Here is a 16974-nt window from a genome sequence, read left to right as displayed (position 1 = left end):
TTACTCCTCCTTCATTACGTTTTTCACATTTCGAATCCAAATTTCTTTATACTTTAACTGGAATCCCATGAGCATATAGTTGCTCATATTATCGATCACGAGCGCTAGCGTATGAGCATTTTCTTCCGTTTCATGTTGTGACACAACGCCCAGTCTCGCGCCTTTCTTCAATAAATCGTGGAAACCATGCAAAAAATCCTCTTGTATTTCAAATAAACGTTTCTGATACTTTTCATTTCGTGATGCAGTTACGATAAATTCATTGATAACGCGTAGTATTCCTTCTTGCCCTTCATACTCAGAGAGCATATGTAAACCATCTGCGATTAGCTTTTCTGCAAAGTTTTCTTTCGTATACCGCTCTTCATTAAAGTACTTTGTAAAATGATAATCAGAAAAAATCTCTTCAAATAAAAAATCAACTAACGCTTCTTTAGAAGAAAAATGATAGTAAATAGCCGGTTTTGAAATACCTACCTCTTTCGCAATCATGGAAAGACTCATCTTCTCAATGCCGTGTTCTGCCATAAGTTTAAATGATGCCTCTACAATGTTCTGCGATGTTTGTAAATTCTTCGTCATACTGTACCTCACTTATTTTTACTTACCGGTCGGTAAGTAAATTATAAAACAAAACGAAATGATTTTCAATTTAGTTAGCACTACAGAAGGTGTTTATTGGAAAATACAGAAAGTTATAAAGTAAAAGCAACATATAACAATAAGGAGGATATCATATGAGACTTGGTGGTAATGGCGGCGGTGAAGCGGGACAAGCTGGTAAGAGCGGATTTTCATTAATCATTGTACTTTTTATCGTATTGATTATAGTTGGAATTAGCTATATCGGACTTAGCTTCTAAGAAAAGGCGTCCTACATTACATATGTAGGACGCCTTGTTTTTAATCCCTATTCAGCAATCGCATACGATAGCAATTCATCGTCACTTCTCCAAGCCTTTGCAGTAATTGATAGTTCGCATATGCGCCGACTGGGGCACCGATTACTGGTACGAGCTGAAGCATTTTCGCTAAATCAATATAGTCTCGGTACTCTGTTTGGAACTTTTCCCAGTCCATATGATTTTCTTTTTCTGTATCCCACGTTTCGATTGCTTTCCATATTTCTTTTCTGTGATTATCACTTGAAAAGGCAAGTTGGAAAACGTGAAGGATAAAAAGACGCTCTTCTTGTTTACTCGTATCAAATCCGTACAATGTCGCTGCATCGAATAAAAATTTAATTTTAATTGTAAGTAAAAGCGGAAAGTCAGCAAGACCGAGGAGAATACCACCAGCTCCAGTCCCTGCTCCTTCTGCCGCTGCTATTTTTTTGTACTCATCCATTTTTTTACGAACTTCATCGTCACGTCTTTGCAGTGACCATGTCGTCTCTTTTAGCTTCGGCTTTATAAAGTTTGACCCGGCGCTAATCGTTTGCACCATCATACGAATCGTCTCTGTTAGTACCTTTTGTACTTTCGCCGGAATGAGCTGTTGCACCTTCGTCTGCACTTTTTTGGAGAACCGTGTCATCATAGAAGAATCTTTCATGAATGTAGCTTTCCACTGCTCCAATTCTTTTATAACCTTCTCTTCGTATGTAATCATAGGTTCATTCCTTTCAATTTAAACGCTCAATGCGCTTCGCCCCGTATTGGTAAACGAAACCGATACTAAATAATATGCTTACGATAAGTAAAATTCCTGTCATCATGAAATCTTTCGTTGCTAGTGCAAATATAATTGTAAATATAACGCTACCTGTAATAAGAATTGCATTTAATAAAGTAAGAAAATCTTTCTTCTTCTCTTCTCCGCCTACTGGGTACAAATCAAGCCAAATTTTCATGCGGTGATGTTTCCATAAAGTTAATAGCTGATAACCGATTAAGTATAGGAAGATAAGGCTTACGATAAATCGTCCATATAAAAACGGAATGAAGTAAAGAATAACTCCGCCTAGAGCGAGCAGGCGCACATATAATCCAAAATAGTTACCTGATCTTAAAAATGTTCTCGTATATAAGTATAAATATGTACGCTTTTCGCCGATTATCGAAAGAAGGAAATCCAGCCATTTTCGGCGAGATACTCTTTCTTTTAATGCTGGTACATCAACGAACATATTCGCGATGCGGTACAGCAGCATCATCTTCTTACCTTCTTCGGAAATTAAATACTCCCAGTTTAGTGGCTTTCCTTTGACCATTTGATGCATGATAGCAAGGTATAACACCATGAGAAGGACGATTCCACCAATGAAAAGAACTGAAGTACGTTCTACAAGGAAATATACAAATAAACCGTTTAGGATAAAACGAATAAACCAATCAGCCCTTTGTATATTTTGATCTGTTAAAAATGACTTTTCCCACGCTACAAATAAATTCCACGCTTTTACAATGACAAATGCGAGTACGATCCATATGTAGCCAGCTCCTGTTTGCTTCATTTGTTGGAAGTATAACGGAGCAAGCGCAGCTGCTACGATTGCGATTATGTATAACTGAATCATAAATGTAAAAAGAAATGCCTTTGTGAAGTAAGGTTTTAACTTTTCTTCAACTGGCAGTAAGTAAACGAGATCCGCTTCTTTTAATAACGTTTGAATGGATCCAGCCGTTAACACGAGTCCAATTAATACTGCCATTACGAGCGCAGTTGGAAACGAAGATGTTAACGTTTGTAACCATTGCTGGTAATAATACGCTCCCGCACCGATGATGAACACGAAAATAAATTTCAAATGATCATTAAATACGTATTTACTATATGTACGAACTTCTTTTAGAAATTGACGAAATCGTTCTTTCCATAACGCTGTGCTATTCATAATCTTCTTCCTTCGTTAATGCAATGTAAATATCATCTAACGTTGCACCTGGCATATTAAACTGTGATTGCAGTTCAGATAGAGTTCCCTTCGCTCTTACTTCACCTTGATGCAAAATAATGAACGAATCACAATAACGCTCTGCCGTCGCTAAAATATGTGTGCTCATTAAAATACCGGCACCACTCTTTTTCATTTGGTCCATCATTTGAAGAAGGGATTGAATCGCTAACGGGTCTAATCCAACGAAAGGTTCATCTACTATGTAAAGAGATGGCTCCACTAAAAATGCGCTCATAATCATTACTTTTTGTTTCATCCCTTTTGAGAAATGAGATGGAAACCATTTTAAACGATTTTTCATACGAAACTCTTGTAGTAGTTGTCCTACACGTTCTTCATATTGTTTTTCATCCACGCCATACGCCATAGCTGTTAATTTCAAATGCTCTTCTAACGTTAATTCATCATATAATACCGGCGTTTCCGGAATAAATGAAAAGCTAGAACGGTACGCTGTCATATCATCACGAATTGTTTTCCCATTAATTGTGACAGTTCCTTTTTTCGGTTCCATTAAACCGATAATATGTTTAATCGTCGTACTTTTACCAGCTCCATTTAAACCGATTAAGCCGACAAGTTCGCCTTTATTAACAGAGAACGAAACGTCTTTTAATACAGGTCGTTTCGTATATCCTCCTGTAACATTTTCTACACGCAATAACTCGCTCATACGACACCACTTTCTTCATTAGTATTCATTCTATATTCATCTTACCAAAAATTATGCTGTACTACATAGTATCCATGTACTCAAAAAAAATTTTAAAATTTATTAGCATATAATTTCCCGAAAGCGGACATCATAATTATTGAAGAAGGAACACATTGAAAAAGCAACCACCAATTGATGAGTACAACAACATAGTGAAGTCATCATGAAATGGGGTGTCCAAGTTGGACAATGAAATTTACACATAACCAGATCATTTGTTTCATTTTCGAAACGGGGTGTCTCTGAAAGAGCATATACTGTTTTAAAAAATAAACAATTTCATTTTAAAAAAGATTGCAATTCATTTCACTTGAAAATGGGGTGTCTACGGCAGAAACTTTAGCCGATTTACCGTGCATTTCTTAAATAAATGAGGTGTCTGCGAAACGTAAATTACGATAATGCTTTTTCAATCCCTCTTCAGAAAACAGGAAGCTGAGTCAGCTTCCTGTTTTTCGTGTTTGTTCTCTTATGTAATTATGGTAAAATACGGCTAAGGATATTTGAAAGGATGAGATCAATGAATCATACAGCAGACAATTGTATTTTTTGTAAAATCATTGACGGGCAAATCCCTTGCTCAAAAGTATACGAAGATGAACATGTGCTTGCATTTTTAGATATTAGTCAAGTAACAAAAGGACATACTCTTGTTATTCCGAAAGTTCACAAACAAGACATTTTTGCGTTAACGCCAGAAATCGCATCACATATTTTTTCTGTCGTTCCAAAAATCGCAAATGCGATTAAAGCAGAGTTTAATCCAGTTGGCTTTAACCTACTTAACAATAATGGTGAAAAAGCTGGACAAACTGTGTTCCACTTCCACCTTCATTTAATTCCACGCTACGGTGAAAAAGATGGTTTCGGTGCTGTTTGGAAATCACACCAAAATGAATACACTATGGAAAATTTACAAAACATCGCAAGTACAATTGCAAATAGTGTGAAATAATGACACTATAAGAAGGCGTAATACATAACAAGCCACTTCCCTGAAGTCATCAAATTCCGCATGGCTTGTTTCTTCACCTAAAATGCTCAGGGATGATTGTTTGTGCATAGCACATATAAGAAAGATATGCATATTTTTTCACATCATGAATACGAACAAAAAATAAGGAGGTCTCCTTTTATGTCAAAAGCTAAATCCTTTATTACAGGTGTTATTTGCGGCGGAGCAGTTGCTGGACTAGCCGTTCTTTTCTCAACTCCTTCTTCTGGTAAAGACATGCGCGGCAAGTTAAAAGAAAAAGGAAATGATATTAAAAAGACTTTAGCTGATATTACAGCTGATACGAAATTATTAAAGCGTCAAATTGTTGAAACTGCTTCAGAAGGTAAAGAAGTGTTTCAAGAACTAAAAGATGACATGCAAGACACGCTTTCTAATTGGAAACAAGATATTTCTCAAAACAAGCGCCATATTGAGAAAGAAATTTTGGACATCCAAAAGTCAATTGAGAAACTGCAAGAAGCTGTTCCAGAAAAAGCGTAAACAAATTCCTGCTTAGTTTTTTGCATATAACAAATATTTTTTATATAAATTGACCTTGACACGGCATATCGTATAGATATGCCGTGTTTTTATGCATTTACAATATATGTTATCAATTAACATGTAAGGACAACGCATGTATTCACGACTCATAAAACGCTTCCATAGTTATGCATGATTTGTATAGAATGTCATTTTGTTAAAAAATTTTCACAATTCTTACAAAAAGACTTTATTAATTTTTATTTTACTGGCATAATAGATAGTAATGAAAAAGAATGTTAAAGTGGGTGAGTAAATGAAAAGTGGAGAAAAAGATTACTCGGTAAAAGAAGCGATGATTTTCAGCCAACGCATTGCTCAATTATCGAAAGCGTTATGGAAATGTGTAGAGAAAGATTGGCAGCAGTGGATTAAACCTTACGATTTAAATATTAATGAACATCATATTTTAACAATCGCTTATCATTTAAAAGGGGCTTCTATTTCTGAGATTGCTAAGTTTGGAGTTATGCACGTATCAACGGCATTTAACTTCTCTAAAAAGCTAGAAGAACGCGGCTATCTTGTATTCTCAAAAAAGGAAGATGATAAACGAAATACGTACATTGAAATTACAGACAAAGGGGAAGAATTACTACTTCGCTTAATGGAGGAGTATGATCCTGAAAATAATTCAGTGTTTAATGGGGCTCTTGCACTTCGTAATTTTTATGGGAAGTTCCCAGAAAATATCGAACTGATTGCAATCCTGCGTAATATTTACGGACAAGACTTTATCGATATTTTTGAGAAATCATTAGAAGATATTGAAGAGAACTTTACAGAATCCGATCAAAAGTTAGTTAAGAAATAATCTATTTATTTTTTCGCAATCATGCTTAAGAATTCATTCATAAGCGGCTTAAATAAACCTTGTTTTGCTAGCGCTTCCGCAGTTTCGTGTACTTCGAGCTGATGTGGAAGCGCTTTTTCAAATTGATCTAACAGCGCATCGAACAAAAGAAGCCCTTCTGCTTTCTCCACTACATATTGATCGTTCAGTTTTTCACAAAGATTTAGTATACGTTCAATATCTTTTTTACGAGCTTTTTTCTTTATGATTAAAGAATAAAATGGACACTTCTCTTCATCAATCATTTTAAATAGTAGGTCTACATAGTATTCAGCTTGTTCTAATCTTCTAACAACGTCCATTTTCTCCCTCACTTTCTAACACAAAGTCTTCTATTTCTGAATTTTGTAACACGAACAAAATATCGTGTGATACAATATATGTATATGTATTTTAGCCAAAAGGAGGTCTCGCCTCATGACACTTATAACAGTTGTTTTTGTCGCATTCGCACTTCTTGTTATATTTTACACGAATTTCATGACACATACACTGTGTGAACGAAAACAAATAGCTGCGAGCCGCCAGCCCGGTGTCTTTCGGGTTATTAATGTATGTATAACAATTTTATTAATTTCTAGTTATATAGAAATTATATTTCATGGAAAGTGAGGAAGGAAAGCCCCTTCCTCACTTTTTTCCTCTATAAGCAAATTATACCTACAATAACCAATAAAATAAACAGTACAAGTAATAAAATAAGTTGAGAATTCATCCCCATCCCCTCCTCTATTCTGTATATGCGGTATACGCCCAATATGGCACACTTTCAAAATCTGACACGTGCTGGTTAATTTTTCTTTATCAATATGAAAACGAGTCGAAATATGATATATTAAATTTTGTACATATTGCTTATACTATAGAACAAAACATTCATCAAAACTTTATCCTCAGCCTCGGTAAGCCCTGTTAAGCGCGCTTTACCAATATAAAAAAGCAAAAGTATCAGTGAGACTTAATCGGGCTCTTATGAACTAAAATTCATTGGTGTAGGATAAATTAAAAATACATAATAGTAGGAGTGTTTATCGAATGAAGAAAGCTATGCTTGCCTTAGCCGCAACAAGTGTAATCGCATTATCAGCATGTGGAACATCATCATCAGACAAAATTGTTACATCTAAAGCTGGTGACATTACAAAAGAAGAATTTTACAATCAAATGAAGACACAAGCTGGTAAACAAGTACTAAACAACATGGTTATGGAAAAAGTACTTATTAAAAACTACAAAGTAGACGACAAAGAAGTAGATAAAAAGTTCGATGAAACGAAAAAACAAGTTGGTGATCAATTCGATACACTGTTAAAACAACAAGGTCTGAAAGAAGAAACATTTAAAAATATGTTACGTGCTCAATTAGCTCAAGAAAAAGCAATTGAAAAAACAATCACTGATAAAGAATTAAAAGACAACTACAAGCCTGAAATTAAAGCAAGCCACATTCTTGTAAAAGATGAAGCTACTGCGAAAAAGGTAAAAGAAGAACTTGGACAAGGTAAATCTTTCGAAGAGTTAGCGAAACAATACTCTGAAGATACTGGCTCAAAAGAAAAAGGTGGAGACTTAGGATTCTTCGGACCTGGTAAAATGGTTAAAGAATTCGAAGATGCTGCTTATAAACTGAAAAAAGATGAAGTAAGTGAGCCTGTAAAATCACAATTCGGTTACCACATCATTAAAGTTACAGACATTAAAGAGCCAGAAAAATCATTCGAACAATCTAAAGCTGACATCAAAAAAGAACTTGTTGCGAAGAAAGTGCAAGATGGCGCATTCATGAACGATCTTATGATGAAAGAAATCAAAAAAGCTGACGTAAAAGTTGACGATAAAGATTTAAAAGATCTTTTCGAAGAGAAAAAAGCTGACGATAAAAAAGAAGAAAAGAAATAATGAAGTAAAAAAAAGCTTGGGCTTCGGCCCGAGCTTTTTTATGTATCCTCTTCGTTAATGAAAGTTTATTTTTTCATTCGTTTAACTAAAACCATCTTTTATGCATTTCACTTAAAAACATTTCTGTAATTTTAAATCCAGAATTTTCTCCTATAATAGAGTCAATCCCGCAATGCGGACAAACTGCTGTGTTATCATCATCCCACCACTCTGTAATTTTTTCTGGATGAAAAATTTCTAAACAATAGAAACAACCACATATAACATCCTTTTCTAAGTGCTTTCTATTACGAGAACAAAAACGATGCGCTTCCTCAAAATATTTTTGCATCAGTATCCCCCTATTCCTGATTTTCTTCTTTGCTTTACTTACATTCTCCTCAATAAAATTGCAATTCTTCCTTAAAGAAAAACACAAAAAAACCTTGATCCACGCCACGCAGAACCAAGGTTTATCTTATTATCATTGATTAAATTCAAAAACTATGTTAAATTAGTACAGAAACACGTTTTCTAAAACGAAAGGAACGTATTTATCCGTATCTTAATTGTACACCAAAACACATCTTCAGTCAACCTCTATTTTTCACTTTTAAAGGAGTGCTTACCGTATGAACAAAAAACTTGATTTAGAGCAAAAAAGATTGGATACCGTAATCGAGACAATTACGGAGCAAATTGATAAACTGGAGAACGAAACTGGCAGACGCCGGGCAGAAGTAATCAATATTCGTAAACACTTTTGGGATGATGTGAAAGTGAACACGGATACTTTTGATGATTATCTTGAAACAGTTATCAACTTAAGACAACAAGCTCAGTCACTAGCTGTCACACAAATTACTCATAAGCACACCTTTAATCGACTTGCCGCACTAAAACGCATGCATAAAGCACCTTATTTTGGACGAATTGATTTCAAAGAAGAAGGAGAATCTGCTGCGGATCAAATTTATATCGGTGTTGCTACACTTACTGATGCTAGCGGAGAAAACTTTCTTATATATGACTGGCGCGCACCCATTTCGAGTGTATACTACGATTATCCACCAGGACCGGCTGAATACAGTACACCAGAAGGCGTAATTCACGGCAATGTGGAGAAAAAATTACAATACATTATTCAAAATGGCGAGATTGATTCTATGTTCGATACGAGCCTTACAATTGGCGATGAAATCTTGCAACAAGCGCTCGGAAAAGGTACGAACAAACATATGCAAAGTATCGTCGCTACAATTCAGCGTGAACAAAATGAAATTATTCGTCACGATGAAGGCCGACTCCTTATCGTGCAAGGAGCTGCTGGTAGTGGTAAAACGTCAGCTGCCCTGCAGCGAATCGCCTACTTACTATATAAATATCGCGAATGGCTAAAAGCGGATCAAATTATTCTCTTCTCCCCTAACTCTATGTTCAATAGCTACGTTTCTAACGTACTACCTGAACTCGGTGAAGAAAATATGCAGCAAGTGACATTCCAAGAATATTTAAATCATAGACTGAGTAAGTCATTTGACGTTGAAGACCCTTATGAGCAATTAGAATATATGCTAACTGAAACAAATAGCCCTACCTATAAAACGAGAAATGCGAGCATCCGATTTAAAGCATCCACTCAATTTTTCGAGATGATTAGAGCGTACAGACAATCTCTTGAATCTTCAGGTATGCTATTTAGAGGAATGAAATTTAGAGGAAAACTGATTGCCTCAGCTAAAGAAATTACAGAGCAATTTTATAATACTGACTCCTCCCTCCGCTTCCATAGTCGAATTGAGAAGTTAACGGATTGGCTAAATAAGCAAATAGATGCACTTGAAAAAGCAGAACTGAAAAAACCTTGGGTAGAAGAGGAAATTGAATTACTTAGTAAAGATGAATACCAAAAGGCTTATAAATATTTACAGAAAAAAGGCGAGTTTGACGACAACTCCTTTCAAGACTTTGAGAAAGAAACAAGAGTACTTGGGCGTATGATTGTCCGTAAAAAAATGAAGCCGCTTCGTAAAGGCGTTCAAACATTGCGTTTCATCAATTTCACAGGCATATATAAACAGCTCTTCACAGATGCATCATGGGTTCCTGGGGAAAAACCGAAAGAGTGGGATGACATTTGCTCATTAACAGTAAACATGCTTGATGAAGGAAAGCTATATTACGAGGATGCGACTCCATTTTTACTTTTAAAAGAATTAATTGAAGGCTTCCAAACGAACAGATCGATTAAACACGTACTCGTAGATGAAGCGCAAGATTACTCTCCGTTCCAGTTCGAGTTTTTAAAACGTCTCTTCCCTGCTGCAAGAATGACGGTACTCGGAGACTTTAACCAAGCGATATTTGCCCATGCGAGTGAAACGGTGAATTTCGATACACTTACGAATTTATACGGGCCAGACGAAACAAACGGCATTAACTTAACTCGTAGCTATCGCTCAACAAAACCGATTATTGAATTTACACGTGCTCTCGTACCGGAAGGGAAGAACATTCACGCCTTTGAACGTGACGGCGCGAAACCTACAGTGACGAAAGTAGCTAATCACAACGAACTACACGAACATATTACTGCTAAAGTTGCTGCACTACAAACAGAGCAGCACAATACGATCGCAATCATCTGTAAATCCGCAGCTGAAAGCGCCGCTGCCTATGAGGAACTTAGTAGCATTGAAGATATTAAACTTGTGAAGAGCACCTCTGCTGAATACGAACAAGGCGTTGTTATTATCCCTGCTTATTTAGCGAAAGGCATTGAATTTGATGCCGTTATTATTTACGATGCTTCTAAAGATGTGTACAGCGATGAGAGCGTTCGTAGATTGTTCTACACTGCTTGTACGCGAGCGATGCATGAATTGCACCTTTATAGCGTTGGCGAGATTAGTCCTTTTGTGCTTGGGGCTGATTCGGATAGTTTTGAACTTATAACGAAAACACCTTGATAATCATCAAGGTGTTTTTCTCATTCTAAAAGGAATATCTTTACGTCGATATACACTTAACACAATTCCCATTATAAATGCATGAAACAGAGTTGGTATCAATCCGTAGCTAATAAAAGGTAATGGTATAGAAACACGTGGTAATATCCCGAGGGTCATGCCAACGTTACAAATAAAATGGATTACAAAAAGAGTCACTCCGCCAACGAGAAGCAATTTACCATAACCATCATTTATTTTATAAGCTATGTTCATTATTCTTACTGCAAAAAGAGAAAGAATCACGACAAGAACTAGCGCAAGTACATATCCATAATAGTAAGTCAAACTTGCAAATACAAAATCAGTATGGGCAGCACGGATAGACTTTATATTTTCATATGTACCGAACCAACCTGCTGAAGACATCGCCTCTTTTAAACGTAAATACCATAGATCATGCTCTGGGTTTAACATTCCTAAAACTCTGGCCATACGGTATTCTTTTACAGCAGACCAGGAAAGTAGATCCCTAATAATCAATGGTACAATAGGTAAAATCGTAATGAGCCATGCCGTTTTCTTTCCTAACTTACTCCACCAAAGCATAACAAATACCATCGTAATGTAGATGAAAACGGGTAAAAGAATTGATATAGTTGAAAATAAATATAAAGAAAATACGTACAACATGAGAAGATGTATAAACTTTAACCTACTATTATTGAAAAAAGAAGCCCAAGCTAGAAAGAAGAATGGTATCGTCATTAAACAGTCAATTTTGATGGGGCCAATTTTTATTATCGCTTCCCCAATCACGTAACCAGTCGGAAAACATTTTATAGCTAACAAGATAAGTATTCCAATTGTATAAAACAGCCACCCGAGTCTTTCTAGCTTCCGGTAATCAAGCAGCATCATCCCAACAGCTGTTGCAATGCCGAGAATTACAAAAATTACTTTGTTCATTAGTAAATCGTTCGTATGCCCAAGAGCGATTATTGGTAAAAACCCTAATCCCATAGCAGCTACTAATAAAATAAGTAAGAACCAATCCACCTTTGGCTTATGAAGTTTGTTAAGTTCCCGGCCAAGTTTAATCGGACTCCCCATTTGTTCAACAGCCTTATCTTCAGCAACTTCCTCACTTAATCCTTTATCCATCCACATATTCTTCGTCTGTTTCAAGTGAAAATCTATTTCCGTTGCTACTAAGTCCTTCGCTTCTTTTGATTTAATATGGTTCGTAACTTCTTTTAAAAAACGCTCTCCTTTTTTGTTCATTTTTTCTCACCCCTGTACTAAGCCTTTTAATATAAATCGTGCCTTCGTAGCATTCTTCTCTGCCTTTCGCAGCATCTTGTTTCCTTTATCATTTAATTGATAATATTTAGCTCCTGCGTGATCCCAGCTAGATTGGATAAAGCGATTCTGTTCTAAACGATGTAATAAAGTGTATAGAGACCCTTCATCACCTTCGAATTTTTGAATTCCTCTCCCTCTTAGCAACTGCATCAATTCATAACCTGATTTTTCATTCATAAGAAGTTGTAACACTGCTAAAAGGATATCTTCTTCCTTTTCAGACGATTGCTTAATTTTTTCGCGCACCTGCTTCTGGTGTTGATCAGAAAAACTCAAATGTTTAAACGTTGTGTTCTCCATTGATTTTCGCAAGCCTTGTAATCGATCTTCCATTTGATTATTCCTCCAATCCTTCCTTCAAAAGTTCCTTCGCTTTTTTTAGTCTCGTTTTTATCGTATTTTCCTTTACGTCTATTACCATAGCAATCTCTTTAATTGATAATTCTTCATAATAAAATAGATAAATGACTTCTCGATATTTTATCGGTAAATTCATTACTGCAGAAGCTAACCTACTATCCTCAGCATTTTGAATGACAGTTTGTTCGACACTATCATTTTGAATCCCAATATACGCAAATTCATCCTCTGTAACGATTACCTTTTTGTTATACCAACTTTTTATATAGTCCTTACATTGATTGATCGCAATTCTCCATAACCACGTTTTCACATTCGATTTCCCTTTGTATGTATGAAGAGATTTATAACATTTCACAAATATATCTTGCGTTACATCCTCCGCAACCTCTTTATTATTCACATATGAATACACAAGCTGTAGGACTTCTTGTCCATACTTGTTCATTATTTCGTCGATAAGGTCCTCCTTATCTTCTATTTCAAACGCTTCTATCGTTAATTCATCCACATCATTTCCTCCTTCCCATATATTAGACGACGCACTGTATGGAAAAGTTTTATAAATACATAAAAAAATACGGATGGTAATGTCCATACCGTTTTTTTATGTATATTTATTTACTTCTTGTCCCCTGACACTAATGCTCTGCTTAAAAACAGGAATTTTCATCCATATATCTTGTTCCCTATTTTAAAACATAATACAATTAAAATGTAACTTAATAAGCTATAACTAGTAGGTGTGGCAATCATCTCTTCCATTTTGAAAAAAGGGGGGAGGTGATAATATGATCGCGATGTTTGTAATTAAATTAGTGTATGGTATCCTAACCGGAGCTGGCGTTGTCATCGGTAGAAGATACGTCGGTCCGTGGCTAATTTCTGTATACAAAAAAGCGAGAACCACCCTGCTTCGTGGAAAAGGTAAGGGCGGTTCTCGGCTAAAACGTTAATGTAGTTGTCTTATAACCGCACCTACTACCACCACAATAGCAAGTTAGGTTACACAAGGCAGAAGTTTCTCAGGCTTCTGTCTTTTTTATTTTATGCAAAATTCACACTAAATACTCTATCATCATTGTAACACATTTTATTTATTCTTAGTCAAGAGAAAAACCACCTAAAGGGTTCCCCTTCAGGTGGTTCTCTATTTTACGCTAACACAGCTGCCTGTTCTTGTTGTTCTAGACTTTTTCTAGTTCAGCTGTGCCGCTCTCATCATTTATAGCACCAATAAAGACGGATTATGTACCCGCTTCATAACAGTAGGATTAAACAAGGAACAACACCTATTACGAATATAAAAAATCCTCTCACTACATAGTACCTATGTTTTCAGCGATACTCTATTACCATCAAATTAAATTTGTATAATTTAAACTACAGAATAGCGAGCTAATTTTCAAATATCTTCTTTCGCATAACCCTAAATTTATTATCCAGTTGCATTATGCTTATAAATAAAAGATATCCTACCGACGCACCGAGCATATTTATAGCAATCCGCCACACATCAAAAACATCAGACAAAGTTAGTAAATGTAATATCTCCCAAACAAGAAAGGTCATAACATACCACTTACGAGCTTTCTTATAGTTAGTCACTTTATTAATGAGCACTGGAACGAAAAATCCGAATGGAACTACTAATATTATATGTTGTAAAACGCTTAACCAATAAGTTGAGTTTCCCCAAGGACCTGGATGTGCAATAAAATCTTTAACTTGCCAAAGTGTTATTCCAAAAAGTTGTAATAACGTTTCTAAATCAGATATATGTAAAAATTGCTGCCAAAATTCAATGGGATGATAGACAGTCCCACCACCTGTCAAACTGCGAACAGAGTCAAATGTAGAAGTTGAAATAAACGTTCCTAAAAAGACAATAAAACAAATGATTATATAAGGAATACATAAAATTTTTGATAATACCTTTAATGGCCTAGGAACTTCGTATACCGATTTATTAATCTCTACGCCAATAACTTTTGATTCTCCAAAACTTTGAATCGCTTTATAAATCGCTTCTTTTTCATTCATACCTTGTTCCATATACTCTTCTTTCAAACTGTTCAAGTGATCATACATTTCTAGAAATAACTCATCCTGTTCAATATCACTAAGTTCTGAATAGGCTAAAATAGACTTAATATACTCGTCAAATTCACTCATAAATAACTCCTTTCTGACAAGCTTGAATTAATGCTGTTACACTCTCCCAAGAGTTCACTTTCTTCTGCAATTCTTTTTTCCCTTTATCTGTAATAGTATAGAATTTCCTTTTCATCCCATTCTCAGATTCATTCCAATAAGATTCAAGAAACTCCTTTTTCTCTAATCTCTTTAAAGCAGGATACAAAGTTCCCTGTCCCATACTATACAAATCTTCACTTGCATCCTTTAAACTTTGAGCTATTTCGTATCCGTATGTATCATGTTTTGCAATGATAGAAAGTAATAAAATATCTATACTTCCCTTCAAGATTTCTTTGTCCAACAATACCACCACCTTATATACATAGTATAACAACATATGTCGTTATGCAACATAGTTAGAAAAATACCCCATAAAAAAACCACCTAAAGGCTCCCCTTCAGGTGGTTCTCTATTTTATGCTAACGCAGCTGCCTGTTCTTGTTGATCTACAGGAATTACAGCATCTGTTAATGCTTTTTCTAGTTCAGCTGTATATTTCATTTGTTCTTCTTTGCTCCAGCCTAGTTTCGCAGCCATGTAGTTGATTACTGCTTCTTTCCACTCGTATACCCAGTGGATGTTGAAGAACACAGCGCCTCTGCGGCGTACGAAGAAGTCAACTGGTTTTGCTGTCATTTCGTAATCCATTGCGTATACAAGCGGGATTAGAACGTCTAGTGGCATGTTGTATTCTTTCGCTTCGTCTTTATGTTTTTTCGCTAAATCAAATAGTACGTCAACGTTAGAGCCGTAGAATTTCGCGAATTCTTCTGCTTGTGCTGTTGTTAAACCATATTTCGTACCTTCGCCAGCTTTTTTCGCAACGAATGCTGGGAATCCGTGTGAACCATCTACATGTCCACCAGAGATTGGCATATGTTTCGTGTCGCTCTTCGGATATGCGCTATGACCTTCTTTTTGTAGTAAGTTCGTTACATAGTCTACTACCATTTCAGCCATTTTGCGGTATCCAGTTAATTTACCACCTGCGATTGTAATTAAACCAGATTCAGAAGTCCAAATTTCATCTTTACGAGAAATTTCAGATGCGCTCTTACCTTCTTCATAAATTAACGGACGAACACCAGCCCAGCTTGATTCAATGTCTTTCTCTGTAATTTTCACGCTTGGGAACATGTAGTTAATCGCATTAATGATGTATGTGCGATCTTCTGTTGTCATTTGTGGTACAGCTGCGTCTTTATCATAGAACGTATCTGTTGTACCTACGTATGTTTTTCCTCCGCGAGGAATCGCGAACACCATACGTTTATCTGGTGTATCGAAGTAAATCGCTTGACCTAATGGGAAACGTTTTTGATCAATTACTAAGTGAACACCTTTTGATAACTGAAGTACTTTTCCTTTTTTCGAGTTATCTTTTTCACGAAGTGTATCTACCCAAGGGCCAGCTGCGTTTACAATTTTCTTACCGTAAACTTCGTATACTTCTCCGTCTAGTAAATCGATTACACGTACACCACATACTTTTCCATCTTTATATAAGAAACTGTCTACTTTTGCGTAGTTAACAGCTTTCGCACCATGCTCAATTGCTTCTTTCATTACTTCAATTGTAAGACGCGCATCATCTGTACGATATTCTACGTAGTAACCGCCGCCTTTTAATCCTTCTTTTTTTACAAGAGGCTCTTTGTTTAGCGTTTCTTCACGGTTAAACATCTTTCTGCGCTCGCTTCGTTTTACACCTGCTAAGAAGTCGTATACACGAAGACCAATTGATGTACTAAATGATCCGAACGTACCGCCTGTATGGAACGGAAGTAACATCCACTCTGGTGTTGTTACATGGGGACCGTTCTCATATACGATCGCACGCTCTTTCCCCACCTCTGCTACCATTTTCACTTCAAGTTGTTTTAAATAACGTAGACCACCGTGTACAAGCTTCGTTGAACGACTTGATGTACCTGCTGCAAAGTCCTGCATTTCAAACACAATTGTTGATAACCCGCGTGTTGCTCCATCTAATGCAATACCAGAACCAGTAATACCTCCACCAATTACGATCACATCTAACTCTTGTTTATTTACTCCGTTTAATACGTCTTTACGTTGTTTACTTGAAAATTTCATGGTAATTCCTCCCTTTGATAACGAAAAAAGAGACCACAAACTCCGCTATAGATTTCGCCTCTATAGCGCGTTGTGGTCTCTCCAAATCTCCTACCGAATTATTAACTTGTCACCATTAT

Annotated in this window: 20 protein-coding genes; 8 read left to right on the top strand and 12 right to left on the bottom strand. The window is 36.1% G+C overall.

Annotation, left to right across the window (positions count from 1 at the left end):
* Positions 1-582, bottom strand: a complete 582-nt coding sequence (locus DN401_RS16435) for a TetR/AcrR family transcriptional regulator (protein WP_000164838.1) — start codon at positions 580-582, stop codon at positions 1-3.
* A 155-nt stretch (positions 583-737) separates the two neighbouring features.
* Between DN401_RS16435 and DN401_RS16430 the strand changes: the two genes are divergently transcribed.
* Positions 738-863, top strand: a complete 126-nt coding sequence (locus tag DN401_RS16430; RefSeq protein WP_149287870.1) for a YjcZ family sporulation protein — start codon at positions 738-740, stop codon at positions 861-863.
* Between the two features lie 40 nt (positions 864-903).
* Here the strand turns inward: DN401_RS16430 and ecsC are convergent, their stop codons facing one another.
* Genes ecsC through ecsA form a run of 3 tightly spaced genes read right to left on the bottom strand, consistent with a single transcriptional unit; the run spans position 904 to position 3572 of the window.
* The gene (gene ecsC / locus DN401_RS16425) at positions 904-1611 is read right to left on the bottom strand and encodes an ecs operon protein EcsC (protein ID WP_000634143.1); all 708 of its coding nucleotides are present in this window, start codon (positions 1609-1611) and stop codon (positions 904-906) included.
* Positions 1612-1624: 13 nt separating this feature from the next.
* Positions 1625-2836: an ABC transporter permease EcsB gene (gene ecsB, locus DN401_RS16420; protein WP_078421116.1), complete on the bottom strand. Its 1212-nt coding sequence runs from the start codon at positions 2834-2836 to the stop codon at positions 1625-1627.
* Positions 2829-3572, bottom strand: a complete 744-nt coding sequence (gene ecsA, locus DN401_RS16415; RefSeq protein WP_001292603.1) for an ABC transporter ATP-binding protein EcsA — start codon at positions 3570-3572, stop codon at positions 2829-2831. The genes ecsB and ecsA overlap by 8 nt, the downstream gene beginning before the upstream one ends.
* A 562-nt stretch (positions 3573-4134) precedes the next feature.
* Here ecsA and DN401_RS16410 point away from each other — a divergent pair.
* The 3 genes from DN401_RS16410 to DN401_RS16400 all read left to right on the top strand — a co-directional run bounded on the left by DN401_RS16410 (position 4135) and on the right by DN401_RS16400 (position 5968).
* On the top strand, positions 4135-4569 hold the full coding sequence (locus tag DN401_RS16410; protein ID WP_001016835.1) for an HIT family protein: 435 nt from the start codon (positions 4135-4137) through the stop codon (positions 4567-4569).
* 180 nt (positions 4570-4749) lie between these two features.
* Positions 4750-5112 (top strand): YtxH domain-containing protein, encoded by a 363-nt coding sequence (locus DN401_RS16405; protein ID WP_000030302.1) that lies wholly within the window; start codon positions 4750-4752, stop codon positions 5110-5112.
* Positions 5113-5410: 298 nt separating this feature from the next.
* Positions 5411-5968 carry an HTH-type transcriptional regulator Hpr gene (locus DN401_RS16400; RefSeq protein ID WP_000834924.1) on the top strand — a complete coding sequence of 186 codons (558 nt, stop codon included), beginning with the start codon at positions 5411-5413 and terminating at the stop codon, positions 5966-5968.
* Positions 5969-5973: 5 nt separating this feature from the next.
* Here DN401_RS16400 and DN401_RS16395 read toward each other — a convergent pair whose 3' ends face one another.
* Positions 5974-6309 (bottom strand): YhaI family protein, encoded by a 336-nt coding sequence (locus tag DN401_RS16395; RefSeq protein ID WP_000383653.1) that lies wholly within the window; start codon positions 6307-6309, stop codon positions 5974-5976.
* A gap of 115 nt (positions 6310-6424) precedes the next feature.
* Between DN401_RS16395 and DN401_RS16390 the strand changes: the two genes are divergently transcribed.
* Entirely contained in the window at positions 6425-6619 is a 195-nt protein-coding gene (locus tag DN401_RS16390) for a hypothetical protein (protein ID WP_000172690.1), read from the top strand.
* A gap of 423 nt (positions 6620-7042) precedes the next feature.
* Positions 7043-7906 (top strand): peptidylprolyl isomerase PrsA, encoded by an 864-nt coding sequence (prsA, locus tag DN401_RS16380; protein ID WP_000710074.1) that lies wholly within the window; start codon positions 7043-7045, stop codon positions 7904-7906.
* A gap of 85 nt (positions 7907-7991) precedes the next feature.
* Here the strand turns inward: prsA and DN401_RS16375 are convergent, their stop codons facing one another.
* Positions 7992-8237, bottom strand: a complete 246-nt coding sequence (locus tag DN401_RS16375; protein WP_001174905.1) for a hypothetical protein — start codon at positions 8235-8237, stop codon at positions 7992-7994.
* A gap of 280 nt (positions 8238-8517) precedes the next feature.
* Here DN401_RS16375 and helD point away from each other — a divergent pair, with 280 nt between their 5' ends.
* On the top strand, positions 8518-10854 hold the full coding sequence (helD, locus tag DN401_RS16370; protein WP_149287869.1) for an RNA polymerase recycling motor HelD: 2337 nt from the start codon (positions 8518-8520) through the stop codon (positions 10852-10854).
* A 6-nt stretch (positions 10855-10860) separates the two neighbouring features.
* Here the strand turns inward: helD and DN401_RS16365 are convergent, their stop codons facing one another.
* Genes DN401_RS16365 through DN401_RS16355 form a run of 3 tightly spaced genes read right to left on the bottom strand, consistent with a single transcriptional unit; the run spans position 10861 to position 13069 of the window.
* A complete protein-coding gene (locus tag DN401_RS16365) occupies positions 10861-12117 on the bottom strand; it encodes an FtsW/RodA/SpoVE family cell cycle protein (RefSeq protein WP_149287868.1) in 1257 nt (418 codons plus the stop codon).
* Between the two features lie 6 nt (positions 12118-12123).
* On the bottom strand, positions 12124-12531 hold the full coding sequence (locus tag DN401_RS16360; RefSeq protein ID WP_017673406.1) for a PadR family transcriptional regulator: 408 nt from the start codon (positions 12529-12531) through the stop codon (positions 12124-12126).
* A 4-nt stretch (positions 12532-12535) separates the two neighbouring features.
* Positions 12536-13069 (bottom strand): sigma-70 family RNA polymerase sigma factor, encoded by a 534-nt coding sequence (locus tag DN401_RS16355; RefSeq protein WP_059304046.1) that lies wholly within the window; start codon positions 13067-13069, stop codon positions 12536-12538.
* 280 nt (positions 13070-13349) lie between these two features.
* Between DN401_RS16355 and DN401_RS29885 the strand changes: the two genes are divergently transcribed.
* A complete protein-coding gene (locus DN401_RS29885) occupies positions 13350-13514 on the top strand; it encodes a hypothetical protein (protein WP_000561154.1) in 165 nt (54 codons plus the stop codon).
* 442 nt (positions 13515-13956) lie between these two features.
* Here DN401_RS29885 and DN401_RS16350 read toward each other — a convergent pair whose 3' ends face one another.
* From DN401_RS16350 to glpD, 3 genes are all read right to left on the bottom strand, one after another.
* A complete protein-coding gene (locus tag DN401_RS16350) occupies positions 13957-14733 on the bottom strand; it encodes a VanZ family protein (RefSeq protein WP_001288377.1) in 777 nt (258 codons plus the stop codon).
* On the bottom strand, positions 14726-15058 hold the full coding sequence (locus DN401_RS16345) for a PadR family transcriptional regulator (protein ID WP_000356628.1): 333 nt from the start codon (positions 15056-15058) through the stop codon (positions 14726-14728). Before DN401_RS16345 ends, DN401_RS16350 begins: the two co-directional genes overlap by 8 nt.
* A 114-nt stretch (positions 15059-15172) precedes the next feature.
* The gene (gene glpD / locus DN401_RS16340; RefSeq protein ID WP_000672831.1) at positions 15173-16855 is read right to left on the bottom strand and encodes an aerobic glycerol-3-phosphate dehydrogenase; all 1683 of its coding nucleotides are present in this window, start codon (positions 16853-16855) and stop codon (positions 15173-15175) included.
* Between the last annotated feature and the right edge of the window lie 119 nt (positions 16856-16974).

Origin of the sequence: Bacillus sp. BF2-3 (genome assembly GCF_008368795.1) — a bacterium.
Lineage (GTDB): Bacteria > Bacillota > Bacilli > Bacillales > Bacillaceae_G > Bacillus_A > Bacillus_A cereus.
The sequence above is the reverse complement of the archived record's forward strand: the minus strand, read 5'-3'. Positions and strand labels throughout refer to the sequence as shown.